Source organism: Blautia massiliensis (ex Durand et al. 2017), from assembly GCF_001487165.1.
GTDB classification, from domain to species: Bacteria; Bacillota; Clostridia; order Lachnospirales; family Lachnospiraceae; genus Blautia_A; species Blautia_A fusiformis.
The window spans coordinates 1,247,867-1,270,597 of sequence record NZ_LN913006.1; the positions used below are offsets into that span (position 1 = coordinate 1,247,867).

Annotated in this window: 18 protein-coding genes; all 18 read left to right on the forward strand. The window is 39.6% G+C overall.

What is annotated here, in order from left to right:
* Positions 1-660, forward strand: a complete 660-nt coding sequence (gene ssb, locus BN3261_RS17225) for a single-stranded DNA-binding protein (RefSeq protein ID WP_110925771.1) — start codon at positions 1-3, stop codon at positions 658-660.
* 23 nt (positions 661-683) lie between these two features.
* Positions 684-1,304, forward strand: coding sequence for a hypothetical protein (locus BN3261_RS06760; RefSeq protein WP_059085819.1), 621 nt, complete (start codon positions 684-686; stop codon positions 1,302-1,304).
* A 14-nt stretch (positions 1,305-1,318) separates the two neighbouring features.
* The gene (locus BN3261_RS06765) at positions 1,319-3,541 is read left to right on the forward strand and encodes an SF1B family DNA helicase RecD2 (RefSeq protein ID WP_059085820.1); all 2,223 of its coding nucleotides are present in this window, start codon (positions 1,319-1,321) and stop codon (positions 3,539-3,541) included.
* Positions 3,542-3,639: 98 nt separating this feature from the next.
* Complete coding sequence (locus tag BN3261_RS06770; RefSeq protein ID WP_059085821.1) at positions 3,640-5,430, forward strand: P-loop NTPase family protein; 1,791 nt, start codon at positions 3,640-3,642, stop codon at positions 5,428-5,430.
* Positions 5,431-5,449: 19 nt separating this feature from the next.
* A complete protein-coding gene (locus BN3261_RS06775; protein WP_235812353.1) occupies positions 5,450-7,606 on the forward strand; it encodes a cobaltochelatase CobT-related protein in 2,157 nt (718 codons plus the stop codon).
* Positions 7,607-7,608: 2 nt separating this feature from the next.
* Positions 7,609-8,289 (forward strand): hypothetical protein, encoded by a 681-nt coding sequence (locus BN3261_RS06780; RefSeq protein ID WP_059085822.1) that lies wholly within the window; start codon positions 7,609-7,611, stop codon positions 8,287-8,289.
* On the forward strand, positions 8,279-8,758 hold the full coding sequence (locus tag BN3261_RS06785) for a hypothetical protein (RefSeq protein WP_059085823.1): 480 nt from the start codon (positions 8,279-8,281) through the stop codon (positions 8,756-8,758). Before BN3261_RS06780 ends, BN3261_RS06785 begins: the two co-directional genes overlap by 11 nt.
* Positions 8,759-8,820: 62 nt before the next feature.
* Entirely contained in the window at positions 8,821-10,959 is a 2,139-nt protein-coding gene (locus BN3261_RS06790; protein WP_059085824.1) for a hypothetical protein, read from the forward strand.
* Positions 10,959-13,391 (forward strand): hypothetical protein, encoded by a 2,433-nt coding sequence (locus BN3261_RS06795; RefSeq protein WP_059085825.1) that lies wholly within the window; start codon positions 10,959-10,961, stop codon positions 13,389-13,391. The genes BN3261_RS06790 and BN3261_RS06795 overlap by 1 nt, the downstream gene beginning before the upstream one ends.
* On the forward strand, positions 13,388-13,600 hold the full coding sequence (locus BN3261_RS06800; protein ID WP_005422985.1) for a hypothetical protein: 213 nt from the start codon (positions 13,388-13,390) through the stop codon (positions 13,598-13,600). Before BN3261_RS06795 ends, BN3261_RS06800 begins: the two co-directional genes overlap by 4 nt.
* 217 nt (positions 13,601-13,817) lie before the next feature.
* Complete coding sequence (locus BN3261_RS06805; RefSeq protein WP_334292509.1) at positions 13,818-14,579, forward strand: Rpn family recombination-promoting nuclease/putative transposase; 762 nt, start codon at positions 13,818-13,820, stop codon at positions 14,577-14,579.
* Between the two features lie 637 nt (positions 14,580-15,216).
* Positions 15,217-15,942, forward strand: a complete 726-nt coding sequence (locus BN3261_RS06810) for an MBL fold metallo-hydrolase (RefSeq protein WP_059085827.1) — start codon at positions 15,217-15,219, stop codon at positions 15,940-15,942.
* 110 nt (positions 15,943-16,052) lie between these two features.
* Complete coding sequence (gene tnpA, locus BN3261_RS06815) at positions 16,053-16,451, forward strand: IS66 family insertion sequence element accessory protein TnpA (RefSeq protein ID WP_059085159.1); 399 nt, start codon at positions 16,053-16,055, stop codon at positions 16,449-16,451.
* 14 nt (positions 16,452-16,465) lie between these two features.
* On the forward strand, positions 16,466-16,816 hold the full coding sequence (gene tnpB, locus BN3261_RS06820; RefSeq protein ID WP_199874089.1) for an IS66 family insertion sequence element accessory protein TnpB: 351 nt from the start codon (positions 16,466-16,468) through the stop codon (positions 16,814-16,816).
* A gap of 66 nt (positions 16,817-16,882) precedes the next feature.
* Positions 16,883-18,418 (forward strand): IS66-like element ISRob1 family transposase, encoded by a 1,536-nt coding sequence (locus BN3261_RS06825; protein ID WP_059085161.1) that lies wholly within the window; start codon positions 16,883-16,885, stop codon positions 18,416-18,418.
* A gap of 99 nt (positions 18,419-18,517) precedes the next feature.
* Positions 18,518-18,907 carry a ComEC/Rec2 family competence protein gene (locus tag BN3261_RS06830; RefSeq protein WP_059085828.1) on the forward strand — a complete coding sequence of 130 codons (390 nt, stop codon included), beginning with the start codon at positions 18,518-18,520 and terminating at the stop codon, positions 18,905-18,907.
* Positions 18,894-22,454, forward strand: a complete 3,561-nt coding sequence (locus BN3261_RS06835; RefSeq protein WP_059085829.1) for a trypsin-like peptidase domain-containing protein — start codon at positions 18,894-18,896, stop codon at positions 22,452-22,454. Before BN3261_RS06830 ends, BN3261_RS06835 begins: the two co-directional genes overlap by 14 nt.
* 67 nt (positions 22,455-22,521) lie before the next feature.
* On the forward strand, positions 22,522-22,707 hold the full coding sequence (locus tag BN3261_RS06840) for a hypothetical protein (protein ID WP_055066285.1): 186 nt from the start codon (positions 22,522-22,524) through the stop codon (positions 22,705-22,707).
* Positions 22,708-22,731 lie beyond the last annotated feature (24 nt).

Sequence of the window (22,731 nt, forward strand, 5' to 3'; positions counted from 1 at the left end):
ATGAACAAATCAATCATGATGGGACGAGTAGTAAATGAGCCTGATTTACGCTACACACAGACAGAGAATGGAGAACTTGCCATCGCAAACTTTCGCTTGGCGGTAAACCGGAAATTTGTACGAAGAGGAGATCCGGAAGCAGATTTCTTTAGCTGTACGGCTTTTGGCAGAAAAGCAGAGTTCGCGGAAAAATATCTGTTTAAGGGTATCAAGATTCTGGTAGAAGGTCGTATGCAGAATGACAACTACAAGAATCGGGCTGGTGAAAATGTCTACGGCATGCGGCTTATGATTGAAGAGATTTCTTTTGCAGAAAGTAAGAAAGCTTTAGAATCTGGAAATGACGAGCGGGAAGAGCCGGAAAGAGAAACAAGGGCATCTTCTAATCGAAACCGTTCTGACCGTGCAGAAAACCAGCGTTCAGCTTCCAGAAGCACTAGAAGTGAAAGAGCAGCAGAAATGGATGACCGTGACTATGACAGGGAACGTGAAAGTGGAAGATACAGAAACAATACCAGGACAGATGCATCAGATGATAGACGGAGATCAAATTCTGGCGGGACAAGATCCAGAGGAACTTCGGCAAGAAGCCGGGAGCGTAGTCAGGATATTGATGACCGGTACATGGAAACAGATGATGAAAAACTGGATTTTGACTGAGCAAATCATAGGAGGAAATGCTTATGATAGAGAAAATGAACAAATGGTTGTCTGCACATAAACAGCTGTGCGTGATAACTGGAATTTTTGGTCTGTTAGTATCACCATTTTTATGGCCGGTATTTCTGGCAGTGATCATACAGTCCCTTTCATTAGTCATTCCGGTTGCAGCAGGATTGTTTTTCTATGAAAAATTTATTATGAAAAAGGACAAGGAGGAAACGAATGAGAATGATGATGACAATAAGCAGCAAAAAAAACATGCAGATGCCCGTAAAGTACATGCAGATGCTGAAAAGACCGAGGATTTACCGAAAAATCATGAGAAGGGATCGGAAACGGTAAATTTCGATAATCAGGAGAAGCAGGCAAGATGCAGGGCACAGGCTGCCATATGGTACGAAAAGGAAGGCTTTGAGCGGATCCAGGCGATTCGGAAAACTCTGGAATCTGAAAATCGAAACCGTTTTTCAGTAAACAGGGAAGGAATCTGCAGTATTTCCATTGGAAAAAGGAAATATCGAAGGATTGGAATTTTAAAAGGATATCCTTCCGGACAGACAGAGGTGATCCGGGAAAAACTAAAGAAGGATGGTTTCATCACCAGTATGGGATGCAATAATTATCTCTGGATCTCATGGTAGAGAGGAGCTAGAACATGAGCATTTGCTGTAAAGCCATCCGGCAGATCTATTATAATGCAGGAAGTGGATATACGGTAGCTTCCTACATGACCAATGAAGATTTACCGGAGGAAGTAAAAAAACAGAAGAATGGAAATTATGGAATATTTCAGGCGTTTGGAACCGAACTTCCGACGAACGAAGGCCTGGATGTGGAACTGACGGGAGAATGGAAACCCACAAAATATGGAATGCAGTATAGCGTGAGTAATTTTTCAGTAACCATGCCAACCACAAAAGAAGGTATTCGGACTTATTTGTCGTCATCCCTGATCAAAGGGATCGGACCGGCAATGGCAGCCCGCATCGTGGAAACGTTTGGGGAAGACACACTGAATGTTTTTAATGACAGCCCGGAGAAACTCCTTCAGGTAAAAGGAATTACCCAGAAACGCTTAGATGATATTCTGGAAGGATATCAAAAAAGCAGTTCCATCCGGGAACTGATGATGTATTTGTCCCCTTTTGGCGTGACTCCTGCAAAAGTTTCAAAAATACAGGAAAAATTTGGTCCTGCTGCAGTTATGATCGTGAAAGAGGATCCTTTCCGGCTCTGTGAGATTCATGGATTTGGATTTATGACAGTTGACCAGATTGCAGTAAAGGCAAAACATTTCCGTGCAGATGATCCCCTTCGTATCAAAGCTGCTATTCTGCATATTATGTCAGAAGCAGAAGGCGAAGGACATTTGTATTTAAAAAGAGAGGACATCATTGAACGTGTCGAAAAACTTTTAAATCATAACAAAGATGTTTCAACGGTCTCTGAACGGGCAATCCGGGATGCAGGCAATGATATGATCCATACAGATGGGAGCCTGATCTGCCACGATGGAGGGTTTTATACACGCAAAAGCTTTCAGGCCGAACTGGGAGCTGCTGCCGCATTAGTCAGGCTTCATATGCAGACTGGAATGGCTGTAAATGTTGACCGTATTTTAAGAAAGATCCAGAAAGAACAGGATATTATTTTGAATGCGAAACAGCAGGTGGCAGTAAAAAATGTCTTTGAAAACCCGGTATCCATCATTACAGGAGGACCCGGCAGAGGAAAGACTACGGTGATCCGTTTCATCATTGCTGTACAGGAAGCGTTGGATAAAAATGCGGTGATCCTTTTATGTGCACCTACAGGCATCGCCAGAAGACGAATGCGGGAATGTACAGAGTATCCAGCACTGACGATTCATAAATCCATAGGGCTTACAGGCGAAGCTGGAGAGGAAGAATGGAAGAACGAGCAGCCAATTCCAGATGACCTGATCATAGCAGATGAGTTCAGCATGGTCGATATGTATCTGGCGGATAAACTGTTTTCCAGTATTAAATCCGGTGCCAGACTGGTTCTGGTGGGTGATAAAGATCAGATCGAATCCGTAGGGCCTGGAAAAGTATTTCAGGAGATCATCGATTCCGGCGTATTTCCGGTAACTGTCTTAGATGAATGCTTCCGGCAGGAAGGGAATTCTACCATCAACCAGAATGCCATTAAGATCAATAAGAATCAGCTGGATCTGGTGTTTGATGATACCTTTTGGTTTATTCCGGCGTCCACACCGGAGGAGGCTTCTCGAAAGATACAGCAGATCTATCGAAAAGAAGTGCTGCAGGGAAACGGTTCTCTGGAAGAAGTGCAGGTGATGTCACCGCTTCGGAAAGATACGGAAGCAGGTACGGATGCATTGAATCTGGTATTGCGTGACATTGCGAATCCAAAGCGTTTCGGTTATCCGGAAATCACAAATGGCAGGAATACTTACCGGGAAGGTGACCGGGTCATGCAGACAAAAAACAACGATGAAGTAGCAAATGGCGACATTGGAGAAGTCGTAGGGATTTTTCGGAAAGATCAAAAAATGGTCATGCGTGTAGATTTTGGGGATGGCCGGGTCATGGAATATCAGGAGGAAGACTATTGGCCGCTGACACTGGCATATGCGATTACGGTACATAAGGCTCAGGGCAGTGAGTATCCGATGGCGATCCTTCCAATGCTTCCGTGTTTCCGGTGGATGCTCCGCAGAAACATTTTCTATACAGCAGTAACAAGAGCCAGAGAAAAGTTTATAATTGTGGGAAGCAAACGTGCGATCGCCCAGGCTATCCGGACGGATTACATCAGCCGGCGCAATACCATGTTTGGGTATCGTATCCGAAAAATATATGAAGCAATTCTGGAACAGGAAAAGACCGCATAAAGAATGAATGACAGGCAGACGTTGGAAAAGTCCAATGTTCTGCCTGTTTCTTTCCTTCGTATGCAGAAAATCACAAAAATAAAAGAGGAGGGAACAAGATGCAATCTCTTTGTTTTTATGCACCATGGACTATGAAAGAACCCATTCCGGACCCATTTCGGATGATGTTGGCAAAAGCAGGGAAAAAACGGATCAGTTATGAGGAAGCGGATTGTTCCATGCAAAATATCAGGAAGCAGGGAAAAGTCTCCCGCCTTCATGGGCCTACGTTACATGCACTTCTGACACTGATTCAGATTCGAAAAGGAAATGACTCTGGTGCTGCCGGTATACAAAGGGGCAGGGATACCATAAATTATTTCTGCATGGAATACCCTGGAAACCAGGGAAGGTATGTAATGACCTATAATTCGAAAAACGGACGTTTCAGTGGGATTTTAAAGACAGAAGAAAAAAACGAGAAGCTTCCGGGAATCCGGGAAGGCAAAAATACAGGGGAGCAGTATCTGGCTCTTTTGGCGTATGCAAATCTGGTCCCGGATAATCCTTTGTATAACGAAGAGTTCCAAAGAAATTTCCGAATACTCGAAGAACAGGAAAAAAATGAATGGGAAGACAAGGAAGCTGCACTGCGGGCAGCATTTATCTGCTGCGATGCCATATACTGTGAAGTCATAGCAAATCCGGAGCGGGCGATCCCGTTGGAAAAGAGCCAGTTCCGTACAGAAGAACTGGAGGATGTGCTTCCGGAATATAAAATTGCGGCCGGGGTATATGCACCAAATGATGAAATCTATGGAAAGTTTCATGTGCTTTTGCCTGCAAATGAAAAGACTAAAAGAACACTTTTTGAATTAAAACAGATCTACTTTGGCAGATGGGATGTAAATGAAAGGGCAAAAGAAAGGATCCCTTCGCTTCCGGAAGACTATCTGGTAAGTAAGGAAGCCGAAGAAATCCTGCAGATGGTAGATAAGACACCGGCAAGGCTGTTTATGATGACAGGAGATGCCGGTACTGGAAAGACAACGGATGCCAGAATGATCGCTCAGATCTTAGGGCTTCCATATTATGTGTTCACCTGTGGACCTGGAACGGATGAACTGGAACTTTTAGCGACCACCGTACCAAATATGGGAGGAACAGCGCACCTGGAAATGGAATTGCCATGTCTGGAAGACATTGAAATGGATCCCGCTTCAGCTCTTGCAACGGTAAATGGCATTTATGAAGAGGGGATCAGCCGGGAAAAAGCTTTTCAGGAGATCTTAAGAGCAGTCTATAAAAAAGGCTATGAAAAGTCGAAAAATGAAAAAGACTTCTTATTAAAAGAGTCAGAAATCGTAAAGGCATGCAGGGAACCATCTGTGATTGAAATTCAGGAGCCGGCCATGATTGAAAAACCTGGGACACTTACGAGATTAAACTCCCTGTTTGACGATGGAGCTGTAACCGATCTGGTAAATGGAGAACAGATACGGAGAAATCCGGATACCATTGTGATCATGACTACCAATCTGGATTATGTTGGCTGCCAGAACTTCAACCAGTCGGTTCTTTCCCGAATGAACCTGATCCAGCCAAAGGCATCCCTGACAGAAGAGGAAATGGCAAAAAGGGCAATGAAAAGAACCGGGTTTAAAAACAAAGAACTTCTGTCCTTTATGGCTGCTACGGTCTGCAAGATTCATGAGTATTTGATCGAACAGGACATTACGGATGGCGTATGTGGATACCGGGAATTGGAAAACTGGGTGTTAAGTTACATGGTTTCCAATGATCTCAGGAGGTCAGCATGGACAGCACTGCTCAGCAAAGCATCCATGGACAGGGAAGAACAGGAAACTATGGAACGGGTCTTTCTTCTTCCTCATTGTGATGTGAATTAAAAAGGAAAGGAGGAAACGAATGAAAAAGGCTTTATACCGGAAACGGATATGTGCAGAGAAAGAAAAACTGACACCGGAAAAAGTATTTCATACGCCGCAGTATCGTGATCTTTTGACCTCGATCGGACGTGAGATCACAGGTGGAGAGTTGACTACATTACGGTTATACGACGATGAAAATTCAGGGATCGCAGGATGGAACCGGGGAAAAACAGTTGCCGTAAATCTTGGGAACCAGATTACGTCAAGTTTTCTGACACTGGAATTAAAAAGTGACAGCCTGATCGGGATTCTGGGACATGAGTGCGGACATTACAGGTATACGGATTCAGCACTTAGAAAAAGGTATGCTGAGCATATGTTAAATGGCAGCTGGTATCCAAAGGAGCCAGTACCGGAAAATGCACAGGAAAAAGAGGCATTGGATGCAATGAATGTCTACTTTGAAAGAAAAGATAAAGCAATTCTTTCTATCTTTCTGCAGACAGCATCCTATCTCAGCAATCTTTTGAATGATATGTACATAGAAGAGAAGATGTGCGCTCTTTTTCCGGGAAGCATCCGCAGGGGAATCCTTATGAATCGTGACCGAAATGTGGAATGGCTTCCAACGCTTAGGGAAATGCTGGAAACGGAGAAAGATAAGATATCTATTCTTATGAACCTGTGTGCACAGTATGCCCTGTCTTCAAGGGTGAATGCCTGGGATGGTGCGGATTATGAGCTTATTGATACATTAAAACTGCTTATGCCGGTCATTGATGAAGCGGGAAAGGCAGCAGATGACATGGAGAGATATCTTGCTACCAACCATATCCTTCTGATGATCTGGAAATACTTTGCGGAAATCATAGAAGAAATAGAGAAGAACAGTACAGAAAATGAAGAGCAACAGCCAGAACAGGAAGAGCGTGAAGGGCAAAAGGAAAACCCGGAGGAATCCGAAAAAGAAGAATCGGAGGAAGAAAAGCAGGGTAACACCGGGGCGCAGACTGAGCAAAATGAAAATAAAACAGGAAAAGATGATACGGAACAGGGCACAGAAACAGAAGACAAAATGGAAGCAAATGGAAAGGAGCAGGAAGCGGAAGACCGTGAAAACGGGCGCGCTGCAGAGCTTCAGAAGTTTCTACAGCAGCTGTGTGAAAATCTTCCGAAATGTGTCAGGGAGTCTGGTGGCTTCGAAGACAAACAGAATGAATGTGGCATCCCTGCCTCAGAAACGGAAGCATCCAGTGATAATGCCTTGCAAAAAATCCTTTATGAAATGGCGAAAGAGACGCTTGATGAGAAGATACAGAAAGAAATTTTCGAACATCTTCAAAAGGAATTGATGGAGATACCGTTTGAAGAAGGCCATGACCTAGTACTGAAAAAACTTTGCCGTAAGACCGAGATATCAGATTTTTTAAAATTACAGACAGAAAAGTATGAGGAACAACTTAAACAGGTAAAAAAGAGACTTCGCCTGAAACTGCTTCCTATATTGAAAAATCAGAAAGAACGCACGGAACATAAGCTTTTTCTTGGACGTCGGGTAGATCTTCGAAACATAGCTGCACCGTCTGGGGCAGTATTTAAGAAACAACAGCCAGGAAAAAAGCTGGATATCTGTGTGGCTGTGCTGGTCGATAATTCTTTTTCCATGTGTGGGGAACGGATGGATTATGCCATTCTTGCAGCACTTTGCCTGTATGATTTTTGTATGGAATCAGAAATACCGGTTTTGGTGTGCGGACATCATACAGATGGATACCGGCATGAGAACCTGAAAGACGAAACAGTGTATCTGCATTGCTGCGCAGATTTTGAAACGGATGAAAAGGATCGGTTCCGGATCGCTGGTATGCAGCCTTATGGAAGCAACCGGGATGGAACTGCATTGTGGTATGCTGGCAGCCGTCTTTTGGAACGACCGGAAAAGCAGAAACTGCTGTTTGTGATCAGTGATGGTGCACCTAATGCAAACCAGTATGGAGGCACAGGGGCAAAAAGGGACCTTCAGAAGATTCGGAAAAAACTGCTGCAGCAGGGAGTATTCTTTCAGGCGGCTGCAATCGGAAGCGACAAGGAAGCAATTCAGGAAATTTATGAGGAATCTTTTCTGGATATTACGGATCTTGAACAGCTTCCGGCTCTTCTGACAAAGAAACTGCTGCGTTTTATCAGGAGGTAAGGATGAACAGGAAAAACAGGAAAGAAAAAGAACAGAATGCGGATGTATCAAAACAGATCTGTGTTCATAAGACACAGAACACGTTACTGGAATTTAATAGCTTTTTGCGGATGGCAGAACCAAAGGAGTTCTGGCATCTTCACGAAGACTTTGCCAGCGATTATTCCCGGATCCGGGCGGTCATGGTTGACTACAGCAAAGAAGACAGCATCAGCGTTTATGCAAATCTGAGTCCGGAAATCATAAAATACGTGTATTCCCGTATATGGAATAATGTGCAGGAATTTAAATTCTTCCAGCAAAAGATCTTTTGCGAGGATAAAAATTCCAACATGGGAAGGGTTACAGTATTTTCCATACAGAGGAAGGTTCGCAACAACAAAGGAGAAGTTTTAAATTATCCGTGGGTTGTCAGGATACAGAATGGCACCGGTGTAGCGATGCATAATGCCAATGGCGGGCAGTATTGTAAAAAAGACAGCTACCGGAAAGAAAAAGAGGTTACCATACAGCTGAAAGATGAGGAAATCTTCACACTGTTTGCAAGAACTTCTGCTGTGATCCAGGCATTTGAACAGGATTGCATGACACGCCGCAGACAAGCTGGAAATTTCCGGAACTTGTACAGAATGATAGAAAAACTCATTGTGGGAACTGAGGAGGAAAAAGATAATGCTGCGTAAAAGAATAAAGAAGAATACATTGAAATGGAAAAAAATCTATGCGGAACAGCTTCTTGATATGATGGACGAGGAAGAAAATGCTTTACAGAAGATTTATCTGACAGGGTATGTACTTGAACTGAAAAAGAACCGGTATTTTGCCGGATGGTACAAAGACCGGATCGTTTGCCGTTCCCTGGAGTATGCACGTTATTTTCCAAGTGCCGAGGCAGCGGAAGAGTATGTACATAAGTATCTGGGATTTGCAGGCATGACCTGTTATATCTGCCACGTAAACTGGACGCTGGCTTCCTGCGAGAGTGAAAATATGGAAGATAACGAAGAGAACTTGTTAGAGGAAAATGGTAAGATCCTTTCGTTTGCAAATTATGCAGATGTAAAGCAATACCAGAAACAGCGAGGCATGGAACATTCTACAATGGCAACCACTTATGCAAGCCGGAAAAAGAAGATTATCCTGGCAGCATAAGAACAATTTTGGGGGACTGGCGAACAGTCCCCTTTTTATATGGGAAAACAGGAGGAAATTGGATGGAATGGAAGATTTATGAAGAATGGCTTGATATTACCCTGTACCGGCAGATGACGAACCTGATCTATAAGCTGTCATCTAATGAGGAAAAATATAAAATTTATATGCAATTAAAAGAAAATGACATGTTTCTGGAAAAGCCGAAAGTAGACATGGAAACCGCTTATGGACTGCACTATCCGGGAGAAGTCCTGGAGCGCATTGGAGAACATCTGACCTTGACAAAGCAGACATACCGTGCCCTCGGACTTGCCCTGGCAAGGATGATGCCTTTACAGGAGACCTGTATGTTCAATGGGGCACAAAAGGATCTGTTTTGGAAAAAGATGAAACAGATTCTTGGAGAGAAAGACCTGTTTTTAATCAGTATCAATTATATCTGTGAGGAAAAGGAAAAGAATCGGTGGAAACAGGCCATGCATGCGTATCCATTTGAGCGAGCAGAAGAAATGCTGTTTGCCATGTCCATCCTCCCAGATGATGAAACACTGTGGGAAGGTATAAAACAGAAACTTGCTGACAGCTTTTCAAAGAACCGGAAGATATCCGTATTTACTGAATGGAATCTTTTCGTGTGGATGGTAGGCAAAGTAATGAAAAAGCTTAAAGGGTATCGCAAAAAGGATCTGGATATCCTGAAACTGCTGGTAAAGTTAACAGGCATAAATGCTAAAAATGCGGATGCCGTTTTGGAAAAACGTATGTGTATGTTTGGATATTCCGACAAAGAGACCGCTTTTTTAAATTTTGTACTGATGTATTTTGTAGAGAGACCCGATCGGATAAGCCTTTCCGGGTTGACAGCAGAAAAAATTGGGCTGAATGTATTAGAGGCATTTTTGCCCGGAAAAGAGACATATCCAGAAGAAGCTTATGTACTTTGTTCACGGATTTTAAGAACATATGGGAAACTTTCTGTCCGTATCGACGGTAAAGAACGGCTGGAAAAATGCATGAATGAAACGTTCAGGGTGGAAAATGTAAAAACGTTTCTTACGTTGTTTCCATTTAGAAGTAATGAACCGGAAGAGTGGCACTACATTGATCTGACAGAAGAAAAATGGGATACTCTGGTAAAAGAACTCTCTTCGGAAGAATTTGAAGCGTGTGTTACAGATACTCTGAAAGGCAAAACATACAGTACGAAAAGTTTGCTGAAGTATCTGGAACGTTATGAAAACCTTACAGGAAAAAGATACCAGGATGTTTTCTGGAAAAAGAGTGAGCCGGAACTACATGTGGTTTTCAACCGGCTGATCCTGCATGGGATTTTGAATGGAAAAAAGTATCTGGAAGAGTTTGTAAAGGATTACAAAAATGAAGAGCCAGATTTGGAAAAGAAATGGGAATTTATGGCAGGATATTTAAAAAGTGAAATAAAGGGTCTTTGTAATGAGCATTCTTATCCTATGCTGAAATTTCTGATCAATGAGATTGGAATGGATGGATGCGAATTCTTAAGCCCCTGGAGGATTTTAAAGGAAACTTTCTCCTTGGGATACTATGCTATCCAACATAGAGAGTGCGAATTTTTTTCGCCAGTTCTGGGAAAAGAGGAACACCGGGAACTGTTTTCAATGGTAGAAAAGAAGTTTTTTTATGAATATCCGGATATTTATCCAGAATACCTGACGGCCTTACTTTTAAAGGAAAGTACAGCACTTTGGATGGAACAGTCAGAAGCATATGAGCTTTCCAAATTGCTTCTTCCATTTATAAGTGATTCTTATCGAAGAGAAACCCTGTATCAGAAATATATGACAGAAGAGGATCGGAAAAGATATCAGGAACGGAAAGAATGGCTAAAGGAACAGAAAAAACGGATAGATCACTGGAAAACTGAAAAAAACATCAAACAGCAGTTTAATCAGATATTACGGGAAAACAGAAAAACGGATAAGGAGATTCAGTCTATTTATGAGTTTTACAAGAATGGTCGTTATTCATATGGCCATAAAAAGCTCTACTGTAAGATCGTTTCCTCGTATTTAAAAGATAATTTTGCAGGAACAGTGAAAAAGCTTATGGCAAAAAAGGAAGCTCTATATCTTCTTAAACTGGCAGAAAATATGTACCAGGACGAATGCATGGGGTTACCGGAGATTACTGAATTAATAGAAAGGGCAGAGGTAGCGTGATGATCGAAAGAATCTTAAAGCACATGAATATTTACAGGGAAATGAAAAATGCAGCAATTCCCCTGAAACTGATAGGAAAGAAAGGGGAAGATTCCTGTATGAATGCGGCCAGACTGGTAAATCAGCAGGAACTTTCCAGTCTGATGGAGGGGTTAAATGAGGAGACGATTTCTTCTTTGATGGACGATCCGGAAATACTCATCTCTTTAGGAAAAATGAACAAAAAGGATTTTTCTATTTTAGAACCAGACCGCATCAGAATGATCGTAGAATGTGCGGGAAATGAAAAGCTGTCCGAATTCCCCTATAAAAAGATTGAGAAAGTACTGGCAGATAAAGAAATCCCGGACCGGATCGTATATGTTTATCTGAAATATTATGCTTTTCTGGAACCGAAAGAAGAGTTAAAGAAACAGCTTGTAGCAAGTCTTGAGACCTGCATTGGTGAGTTTGATGTTGCCCGTGCGGGAATAAAGATACGCATGCTTTTGATAAATCCGGCTTTTTCAACGGAGCTTCTTTATGAGCTGCTCAAGGATGAGGAATCATTGGCATCACTTTTGAAGCAGGATCTGATGGAACTTGTAAATTATTTATCCGAGTTTTGTGAAGAAACGGAAAGCTTAAATAAGAAACAGCTGGAAGAACTGAGCCGGCATCCAAAAGAAATTCGGAATGGACTGGAAGTGATTCTCACTCAGATTCCAAAAGAATGGCAGGCCTCTTTTCTTCACTTGTGGCTTTGGAACGAATCATTATATGCAGACATTCCAAAGCTGATAAGATTTTTGACAGGTCCGGATGCAGATTTTAAAAAGATTTCAAATGGAAAGGCAGCCTATGTGAACACTCTGTATGGAAATCCGCTTCCAGATATGGATCTTTATGAGCTGACTTTGGAAAAGACAGAGCTTATCCTGTATGCCATTACGAAACGGAAGAAACATTTCCTGGAACTTTTGCGAAAGAATGGAGACTGGCTCATAAACCTTGACAGGAATTCGTTGATTCTGGATGAAGAGGTTTATAAAAGATGCCTGAATCTTAATACTTTAAATGAGCAGAATTTAAGGGATTGTGAATATATGGTAGTTCCCTGGAGAAAGAGTGAAGAATCACTGTTTTCGAAGCCTCGTGTATTTGAAGAATTGAAAATCCTGTACAATGTAAAAGCAGTATATATAGACCTGTATGATCGTTTAGCATACTCCAAAAGTGATGATCGTCTTCGGGTGATCCGTGAGTTGATAAAAAGAGACTGCCTGACAGATGCATTAGAGGAAAATCAGGTTGAGCGATTGGCAGAAGCTTTGTCAAAAAAGCCGCTTTCCAGATGGATGCAGGAGGATTTTAAAAACATTCGAGATCTTCGGCATGAAACAGCCATATGGATTCTGATATTTTTAATGGATTTTACTGAACTTTTAAAAGAGCTTACAAGGGATAATCAGGTTTACTTCCTTTTACATAATCAGAATCTTTTAAATGGCTGTTCCGGATTACCTGCATTGATGGACAAACTGCTGGCCCAGGATCCTTCCTGGAAGAATTTAAAGACAGAATTGAATATTTCGGATGCTTTTGTCGTGGAAAATAAATCCAATATCCAGAAGTTCATTTATGAAGGTGGCGCTGAGATCATGACTTCCTTTCTGAACAGGCAGCCGAAAAAGAAGGAAGAGATCCGAAGAATCGTAAATGCTGAGTTATTAGGAAAATTCATGGAGCTGAAATACCATGGAGGAGATCTGGAACGGGAAATTGCTTTTCCAATAAAAAGAGATACAGAAGAAATCTGGAAAGAAAAGCTGTTGCGCGTGGATTGTGGATGGGAAATCTGGGAAGAGGACAGCCTGCTTCCGGTCATGCAGATAGGAGAAGTACCGCTGCGCAGCTGCATTTCCTATCGGAATGGTCCAAATTGTGATTGTCTGTTATCCTGTTTTGATGCAAATAAAAAAATTATATTTATCAAACACAATGGTAAAATTGTATTTCGTGCAATCCTCCGTCTGACAAAGGGATCTTTTGTAGCTGCGGATGAAAGGAAGACGATTGAGTTTGTTGATGTGACTGTCAAAAGCGAACCACATGAAAATAAAGCAGAAGAACTGGTTTTGTTTTTGGAACGTTATTATCAAAGCGGACTTAGCGAACAGGAAATACGAAAAGCAGTAAATTTAACTGCTATGCTGGTAAAAGAAAAAGCAGAAAAACTTGGAGCAAGGCTTGTGCTTAGCAGCAGTTATAAGAATGTTCTGGAAAATAAAAACTATGTTTTGACAAACTTTTATATGTATATTTCCGCATCTAAAAATGGAAGCCAGTATCTGGACAGCCTTGGAGGGGTCGCTGGTGTCAGTGCTTCCGGAAGCTATACCTGCAATACATTTTTGCTGGAAGCAGAAGAGAGGAGAGAAGAGAGCTTATGAATATACGAAGAGCAGGAAGAAAAGTAGTAAAAAACCTACATAAAGAGTATGGCATATATCGGATCGGTTTTGTAAATATTTATGGTGAAGAAGATGAAACAGAATTGGACGCCATGAACATCAATGATCTGGAAAGATTATGGCTGTCTCTTTGTCCGGAATTTGAGTGCAAGGGAAACAGTGTATGCTATGTGGAACGGGTAGGTTAAAAAACACCCGATGCAACTCGGGGAAAAAGTGTCTTGTAAAGGTCATTCATTGATGCTAAGATAAAATAAACAAAAGCTTTTTCGAAAATTTCTTCATAACATAAAAAGAATAAAGTGGGAGGTGACAGCGAACGTGGCAGATGAAAAAATTGTGCCAGAGAACGGATTGGAAGTACGTTACGAAAGATATAAAGGTATTATTAAGAATTTTACACTCATGAGTGACATATTTATGAGAAATGTTTTCAAACAGAGAGAATGCCTGGAATATGTTCTGCAGGTCATTATGGAAAAACAGGATCTGAAAGTAATTGAGCAGATCATCCAGAAGGATTATAAGAATCTGCAGGGACGATCCGCAATCATGGACTGTGTTGCCAGAGATTCCGAAGGCAAACAGTTTGATGTGGAGATCCAGCAGGATAATGAAGGTGCATCACCTAAGAGGGCACGTTACCATAGTGGTTTGATGGACATGAACACTCTAAATCCAGGTCAGGATTTTGATGAATTACCGGAAAGCTATGTGATTTTTATTACCAGGGACGACATCCTTGGGTATGGTTTTCCTATTTACCATATTGACAGGCATATCAAAGAAGCCGATGATAGCTTTCAGGACGAAGCACATATTATATATGTGAATTCCAGAAAACAGGAAGACACAGAACTTGGGAGACTTATGCATGATCTGCATTGTAAGAATGCGGATGAAATGCACAGTCCAGTTCTTGCAAAGAGGGTACATGAATTAAAAGACACGCAGAAAGGGGTTGAGCTTATGTGCCATGAAATGGAAAAAATTTATAGCGAAGGAATGGAAAGCGGCGAAAAGCGCGGTGAATTAAAGGCTAAAAAGGAAACAGCCCTTTCACTTGCTGAAATGGGATTACCTGTTGAAAAAATCGCAAAAGCTGTAAACCATAATGTGAAAGACGTCCAGAAGTGGATTGACGAAACTTTGTGTGTAACAAAATAATTGAAAAATCATTATAAAAGGGCAGGTCTGATTAGACTTGCCTTTTTGCAATACAGTATATTTAGTTTTTTCAAAAAAGATGAAGGAGCAAATATGGGAAAAAGATTTGTTCGAATAAATACTTTCTTTGTCTATAATTTGTGATTTTTGTTGTTTTATTTCGTATTATTTTTAAGAGTTAAAATTGCGTATTTAAAATTCAAACTCTAATTGTAACAAAATAGTTCTAGCCCAAAATTAGAAGGAGAACATATGCATATGATCATCAAAAAAAGAAAAATGTCTATCTTTATTGCAAAGTCCTTACATTGCCCCATATTCAATCAAAAGTATAGATAATGAAGCGTTACATGAAGAAGAATTGGAAAAAATAGTTGTTTCAGCCAATGAACTCACAGTCCATTCCGTTGAAAAAAATTGCAACAATATCGTATTCGTTGCCATAAGAATGGTAATATAGCTGCTTTTACAATGAAAAATTTTACAAAAGATCAATTATTTTTAACTGAATACCTGCAAAATAAACTGCATTCATTTAATGAATTGATATATTTCCCTAAAAATCAAGGTTTTTATAGGATTTTGAAACAAAAACAGGTAGTATTTGACACTACCTTTCAAAAATGGGAGGGGAACAATGGAAATAAACGGAGTTACCATACAGATGCTCCCTGCTGCTTCAGGAGACTGTATATATTTGGAATTTCCAGATTCCGATTTTAGAATGTTGATTGATGGAGGTTATGCCAAAACCTATCAAAAGTACTTGAAAAAATTTTTGCTCAAACTGGCTGCCGAAGGAAAACGATTAAATTTAATCGTAGTCACTCATATAGATGATGATCATATCAGTGGAATTAGGGCATTATTGAAAGAGAACGGGGATTCGAGAAACCCTAAAATCATAGAGATTGATGAAATCTGGTTTAACAGTTTGAATCAATGTATTACGTCTCGAAACGCAGAACAAGGGATGTCCTTTGCAGTCAAAATCATTTTAAAAAGTATGTGTTCAACAGACATTGATTTTGAATGTGAATATAAAAAGCAAAATATAAGTTATACCAACGGAAAAAATCTCGCAGAGCTCATTCAAGCCGGAGGATACCGTTGGAATGCATCAGTTGTAAATAATTTAGTGAGTAAGGGACAAATTGTCCAATTTGGAGATCTAAAAATCACAATATTAAATCCAGGTATCGAAACATTAACTAAGATGGGTAAAAAATGGCTTTATCATTTAAAACAAATAAACTCAAATAATATAGAAATCACTAGAGACCCATTGTTTGATGCTGCCTTTGAGGGGTTTTTATTAAATAATGAAAAAAATATAGAGTTTAAACAGGAAAATATTTCGTAAGCGTCCAATAAGAGGGTGTATCGAAATTTCTGGCTGTTGCATGTAAACTATTGATTAGAGTTTTGGGAGTTGACTCTAAAAACTCTAAATCTAATCTAAGGAGCAGGCTTATGAATCTTTCTTCTTTGACTCCAGACAAACAGGTGAAACTTCAATACTGGCTGGATGTAATACGGCAATGCAGGGCCTCAGGACTGACAAATCAGATCTGGTGTGAACAACACGATATCTCTTTGAAAAGTTATTATTACTGGCTTTCCAAAATTCGAAAGCTTGCCCTGGAAGAAGTGCCCCGTAAGAAAAACGGCATCCACATGTGTACAGACCAACAGTCAACTGCTTTAACGGAATCCCCGGCTGAGTTTGCGGAGCTTTCACTTCCGGACAGAAACATTTCCCGTTCCACTCCTGCAGCCATACTTCATATCGGATCCATAACAGTGGAACTTTATGAAGGCACATCTGCCCAGATGCTGGAAAACATTCTGAAAGCCGTGCAGTCATGTTAGGAGATCTTTCCCATGTGGAGAAAATCTATATCCGATGCGGCTACACCGATATGAGGAAGCAGCTCAATGGCTTGCTGGATATCATCCAGTACAACTTCAAACTGGATCCTTACAGCAATTCCTTATTCCTGTTCTGTGGAAAGAGGGCTGACCGGATCAAAGCAGTCCATTACGAGGAAGACGGTTTCTGCCTTTTATACAAACGGTACGAAAACGGACGTCTCCAATGGCCGCGGACCGGCGAAGAAGCAAAACAGATTTCTGATCAGCAGCTGCGCTGGCTTCTGGAAGGTTTGAACCCGGAGCAGCCAAAGGCGGTTCAGAAATGGCTCCCGCATAAGTCTGAAAATACTGAAAATCCTTAGAAATGCTGGGAAATCTGACGATTCTATGTTATAATAATCCTATCGAAACGAAAGGGTTTTCAGGTTATGTCAGCTACGGAACAGGAGTATAAAAATCATATCAAAGAACTGGAACAGCAGGTCCGGCTCCTGAAAGAGCAGGTTGATTTCCTGACCCGTAAACTTTATGGAACAAAATCCGAGAAGACATCTACTCTCGAAATCGAGGGGCAGATGTCTCTTTTTAATGAAATCGAAACCTGTGCGGATCCTGATGCACACGAACTGGAGCTTGTTGAGATAGAGAAGCACCTACGTAAAAGGAAGTACACCGGTCAGCGGGAAGAACTGGTAAAAAATCTCCCTCACAGCAAAGTACTCCATACCATAGATGAAAGGGAACAGATATGCGATAACTGCGGGAGTACGATGGTGAAAGTAGGGGAAGAATTCGTCCGCACAGAAGTACAGTTTATCCCTGCAAAACTCAAGGTGATTGACCATTACCGGGAAACGTATGAATGCAGGTCATGCCGGAAAAACGGAACTCTTTATATGGAGAAGGCTCCGGTGCCATATCCTCCCGTCCTGCATTCTCTGGCATCTGCATCTACCATCACCTGGCTCATCCACCAGAAGTTTGAATTAAGCATCCCGCTGTACAGACAGGAAAAAGAATGGGAGGCTTTGGGATTACGTTTAAGCAGAGCGACTATGTCAAACTGGCTTCTGGTTGTCTATCGGGACTGGCTTATACACATCGTCCACCGTCTGAAGCTGGAACTTCTGAAACAGAGATACCTTCATATCGATGAAACACATGTACAGGTGCTGAAAGAACCGGGACGGAAAAATACGTCCGATTCCTATATGTGGGTTTACTGCAGCATCAGAGATGCCGTAAATCCCATCCGCTACTTCGAGTACCAGCCGGGACGAAGCGGGAAATATCCGGAAGCGTTTCTGAGGGAATATGAAGGTTATATCCATACAGACGCTTACTCCGGATACAATGCAGTTTCAGGAGTAAAAAGATGTCTTTGCTATACGCATCTGCGCCGGGCTTTCGTGGATGCGCTCCCAAAAGACATCCATAATTCGGAAGCATCAAAAGCAGCGGAAGCAATCCTCCGTCTGAATCAACTCTTTAACATAGAGTCAGAGTTGGAGGCGCTCCCTCCTGATCAGAAGAAAAAAGAACGTCTTATCCGCGAGAAACCGCTTCTCGAGGCTTTTTGGTCATGGGCAGAAAAAAGTGCCATCGGAGAGCTGCCGAAATCCAAACTTTCAAAAGCTTTTCATTACGCCTTAAATAACCGCGAAGGTTTTTGGAATTATCTGGAAGACGGGAATTGTTCCATCAGTAATTCGCTTGCGGAAAACTGTATCCGTCCCTTTGTGATCGGCAGAAAGAACTGGCTGTTCTCCGGCAGTCCGAAAGGGGCGGAAGCCAGTGCAGGAATCTATACACTGGTAGAGACAGCGAAAGCGAATGGGCTTGCCCCGATGAAATATATAAAATATATCCTGTCCGACATGCCGGGGAGTGCTTTTCTTGAACATCCTGAATATCTGGATGATTATTTGCCTTGGAATCCTCTTGTAAAAGAATTCTGTCGATAACCGTTGACCTTTTAGTATAAAAGGCTGACGGTTATTTTTCTATACACTGTTTTATTTGACGCTTACAATATTTCGTATTCCAGCGAGGATTTGGATTGGTTGGATAAATATGCGGAATATAAAGACATAGAAATGGATTCTAAAATAACAAACTGTTCCTCCATTGCAATTTTGATTGACTATAAAGATATAAAAATGCTTTTTCCGGGAGATAGTCCAATTCAGCTTTTTGAAAATGAATTGCCTAAGATACTTGATGTCATAAAACTTCCCCATCATGGTTCAGCTAAGAACATTTCCCTGGAATTTATAAAAAATACAAAGGTAAAATATTATTTGCTGTCAACTGATGGAAAGCGATATATTGATCATCCCGGAAAAGCAGTAATCGCAAATATAATAAAAAATACAGGCAATAATACAGAACTTATTAAAAACTACGAAATTAAATTTCTTAAAGGATTGGGAAAATTAGATGCAGAAGATTGATAGAGATAGATTAGATGAAAATACAGGTCAAATAGAATGTGGAGAAGAAATTGGAACCGTGTTCTTAATAGATAAAGAAACCGCAATAACAGTAAAACATTGTCTATTAATTGAAAAACCTGAAACTTATGCAAAAAATGCTGTTTTACACTTCTCTGTAAAAGATGAGGAAAAAACAGTCAAAGCAACCGTAATTTCTGAGGACAATGACAGCTCAGAGGATTTGGTTGTATTACGATGCGAAGAGAGTATTGATGTTCAGCCTCTTTATTTGTTTAGTGCAGAACCAGATGTTTTTGACGAATTACAAATGGTTGGATATGGTAAAAGTTTTGGCTTTGAAAAAAGGTGGATACAATTAAAAAATACTAATCTTTTAAAAAAAACTAATAAAAATATGATCTTAGATACAATAGATTCTGCTGCCATGGATTATGAAGGTTTTTCTGGAAGTCTCATAGCTGATTATAATAATTGTATTGTGGGAATTGCAAACATGCAAAATACGGAAAAAGGAAAAGCTAATTCTTTACTGAGAATTAGCGTAAAAAATCGAAAAAAGTTTTTTGAAAATAATAATATTCCAGTATATGATCGGGCAGCATTATTAAATGCACATTGTAAGGCTACAAAAGCAAAAGCTTTTCAAAATGGTATTGATCAAAATGTATATTTAAAAAATAAACAACTAGAAAACGATACTAATTCAAGAAACATTGAAGAGAATACAAATCCTTTACTAAATATGAGTAATGTATATTCTGAAGATTATAATTGGAATATTAAATATACAAGGATAGAAGGGTTATTGGGAAATACTAATAAACGTAGAAAAGAAAGAAAAGAGTTAACCAAGCAATGGGCCAAAGAATTTGAGCAGTATCCCGGATGGCTTATAGTTCCAGCAGATTTCAGGCAACAGGTAAAAAGTTATACCAATGGAAAAGAACTTTTACAATGTAGCGAAAAAGAATTAGAATCTAATTTTGACTACTGTAATGAATTACTGGATTTTGCTTATGAATATACAAGGAGATATAAAAAATCTTGTTTGCCTTTAGATAAAAATATTGAGAATAACTTATATAAAATATGGGATACTTTAAATTCTCACTCGGATTGGAAAGAGAAAAACAAGAATAAATGGTTTACAGTAGGGTTATATTTACTTGAAAACTATAGACAAAATATGGATGAAGAAAAGTGGAACAGCATTTGTGACCAGCTTAAACCTTGCACAAATTTTATAGTTGATGGCAAATATTATTTGAAACTTGAAGAAATTCTTATGAATTTATTCAAAATGGATCTGGAAAAAGTTCAGCTAGAACTGGTATCATGCTCTTTAGAAGAAATGCCTTATGAGGTACGCTTAAGATTCATTGGCGTAATGACTGAATGTGGTCTTAATGAGGAAGCACTGAAAGCAGTAGAAGAACTTACCAACGATATACAAAAGAATAATAATGAAATAGCAGAGAGCAGCCCCCAAAACGTATATTTGAAGTCTCTGCTGGTATGTGCATTGTATTTAAAAGAACATTTACTATTTTGTATGAATCCATATAAGGAAGAAACCAGAAAAAAATGCAATGAAATTAATAATGAGATTTCTAAATATAAAAAGTATTATAACTGGGATAAAGAAAAAATTCTGTTTACAGACGGTGCATTAACCTGGTTAAAAAAGGAATCTCCAGAACCGGAATTTGAGTTAAATCGGGAATCCATTACTTTGGTTAGATCTGAGAACAATTGTTGGGAGGCATATTCTGTTTTTAAAAGCATTGAATATAGTGGATTTCCATTATATCTTCGAAGTAAAAGTTTACTGAATAATCAGCAGGATATTTTAGTAAAAAGCTTGCTATCTTACTATCCTCAATATACATGGCAGCTTTTACTTCGTCTTGGAAAAACAGATGTGGTAAAAAAATGTATTACAAGAGGATATTTACGATCCGAGAATAGAAAAGAAATCGATGAACTTTTTGAATATGTATATAATGCGATAATGAATAATATAGGAAAATTTCAGAAATATGATCCATGGTATGATCAAAATGTTTATACCTCTATTGTAGCATCCGGAATTCCGATATTAGAAAGAATGTGTGCCGTATTGGATTCTGTGCAGCAGGGAAAAATGATAGACTTGATGATCCGATTGATCGAAGAAAATGCGGTGAAAGATCAAAGATTATTAAATAAATTCATTTCCTCTGTTATGAATCAAACCGCAGATTATATTAAAAGAACTAAAATAAATGCATTATTAACCTGCTCAATGAAAGAGAGAGAAAATATACTTGGAGTAGTACAGCTTGATCCTTTTGATGTGTTTACAGAGTATGAATTATCAAATCCATTATATAGAAAAGCTCATCTTGAACCCAAAATTATTAAAGCAATATTTAATATAGGAAAACAACAGAAAATAAATCGAACCTCCGTATTGGCCAGAATGGGGCAGTTATATACATGGGGAAAATTAACCAAAGAACAAGAAGTTGCCTTTGGAGAATTATTATGGAGTAAACTTAATGAAGATACGCAGTTGCCAGATCTAGAGCAATATTATTTTTTTGTATTTATGAAATGGCCACATCCAAAAGAAATAGATCCCTTAGAAAGAATAAAAAAGAGTTTTATCAGTGAAAAAGTATCTTCAAAATGGAAAGAGGATATAAGAGGCAGGAATTTTACTGAAATATCATATTGGGAACAACTGGCGGTTTGGAATAGGTACTATGTAGATGAATGGTCTGCGAAAGAAAAAGAATGGTTTTTGGAACTGTTCATCGGCTGTTGTTCAGATATGGTAAAATATTGGAAAGAAAGCAAATTCGATTTTCAATTTACTTTTTCAAAATGGCATATGAAAATGATGATTCGTGCGATTGCATCTTTTGGCAGAAATGGATGGAAGGGAGTTAATCCGGTTCAGTCAAAAAAACTATGTACTCTGCTAAAAGAATTCTATGACGAAGGAATTTATTCATGGGAAGTGGAAGCAATGTTTCTTGCAGATGAAAAAGTTCCAGCCTTTATGAACGAAATGTTGGAACTAATGTATGAAACTGAATCAGATATGGTATTTTCAGCTACAATGGCAGTTGAAAAGTGTCTGGAAACAATTATGGATCAGCAATTAAAAGAAAATACCCTGCTGGAATTGTTTAATTTAATTAAAGCACGAAAAGAACCCGGATTGGAGTATTTCTTGATGATTATACATAATATTTTTTACCGAACAAATTCGCGTTTTCCATCCAAAATCATGAAAGGAGTTTCACAAGTACTTAGGTTAGTAGAAAAATATACGCGAATCAATTTTCAAATTTCGACGCAAGAAGAGTTTAAAGAAAATATTAAAGTTAGAAAGCAATGTGCTACTCTTGCATTCTTGGTATATCGTTTTGAAAATACATTTTATGAAGGCCAACATTGCCCCGAAGTAGAAGAATGGAAAAATATATGCACTGGTGAGAAAGCAGAAAATGAATTTGCTGAAGTAAAAAATTGTTGGTTACTTCCTGAACTGTAAATATGTAAATGAATTGTCGGGAAAAGGGTACATGAATTGAAAGAGACACAGAAAGGGGCCACCGCTTATGTGCCATGAAATGGAAAAAATTTATAGCGAAGGAATGGAAAGTGGGGAATTAAAGGCCAAAAAAGAAACAGCTCTTTCTCTTGCAGAAATGGGTCTGCCTGTTGAAAAAATTGCAAAAGCTGTAAATCATGATGTGAATGAAGTCCAAAAATGGATTGATGAAAATCTATGTGCAATAAAATAAGGAACGCATTTATAAATGGGCAGG

What these genes read in the sequence shown, in the direction of transcription:
- ssb (WP_110925771.1), top strand. Translation starts at nt 1, where the DNA reads ATGAACAAATCAATCATGATGGGACGAGTAGTAAATGAGCCTGATTTA.
- BN3261_RS06760 (WP_059085819.1), top strand. Translation starts at nt 684, where the DNA reads ATGATAGAGAAAATGAACAAATGGTTGTCTGCACATAAACAGCTGTGC.
- BN3261_RS06765 (WP_059085820.1), top strand. Translation starts at nt 1,319, where the DNA reads ATGAGCATTTGCTGTAAAGCCATCCGGCAGATCTATTATAATGCAGGA.
- BN3261_RS06770 (WP_059085821.1), top strand. Translation starts at nt 3,640, where the DNA reads ATGCAATCTCTTTGTTTTTATGCACCATGGACTATGAAAGAACCCATT.
- BN3261_RS06775 (WP_235812353.1), top strand. Translation starts at nt 5,450, where the DNA reads ATGAAAAAGGCTTTATACCGGAAACGGATATGTGCAGAGAAAGAAAAA.
- BN3261_RS06780 (WP_059085822.1), top strand. Translation starts at nt 7,609, where the DNA reads ATGAACAGGAAAAACAGGAAAGAAAAAGAACAGAATGCGGATGTATCA.
- BN3261_RS06785 (WP_059085823.1), top strand. Translation starts at nt 8,279, where the DNA reads ATGCTGCGTAAAAGAATAAAGAAGAATACATTGAAATGGAAAAAAATC.
- BN3261_RS06790 (WP_059085824.1), top strand. Translation starts at nt 8,821, where the DNA reads ATGGAATGGAAGATTTATGAAGAATGGCTTGATATTACCCTGTACCGG.
- BN3261_RS06795 (WP_059085825.1), top strand. Translation starts at nt 10,959, where the DNA reads ATGATCGAAAGAATCTTAAAGCACATGAATATTTACAGGGAAATGAAA.
- BN3261_RS06800 (WP_005422985.1), top strand. Translation starts at nt 13,388, where the DNA reads ATGAATATACGAAGAGCAGGAAGAAAAGTAGTAAAAAACCTACATAAA.
- BN3261_RS06805 (WP_334292509.1), top strand. Translation starts at nt 13,818, where the DNA reads ATGAGTGACATATTTATGAGAAATGTTTTCAAACAGAGAGAATGCCTG.
- BN3261_RS06810 (WP_059085827.1), top strand. Translation starts at nt 15,217, where the DNA reads ATGGAAATAAACGGAGTTACCATACAGATGCTCCCTGCTGCTTCAGGA.
- tnpA (WP_059085159.1), top strand. Translation starts at nt 16,053, where the DNA reads ATGAATCTTTCTTCTTTGACTCCAGACAAACAGGTGAAACTTCAATAC.
- BN3261_RS06825 (WP_059085161.1), top strand. Translation starts at nt 16,883, where the DNA reads ATGTCAGCTACGGAACAGGAGTATAAAAATCATATCAAAGAACTGGAA.
- BN3261_RS06835 (WP_059085829.1), top strand. Translation starts at nt 18,894, where the DNA reads ATGCAGAAGATTGATAGAGATAGATTAGATGAAAATACAGGTCAAATA.
- BN3261_RS06840 (WP_055066285.1), top strand. Translation starts at nt 22,522, where the DNA reads ATGTGCCATGAAATGGAAAAAATTTATAGCGAAGGAATGGAAAGTGGG.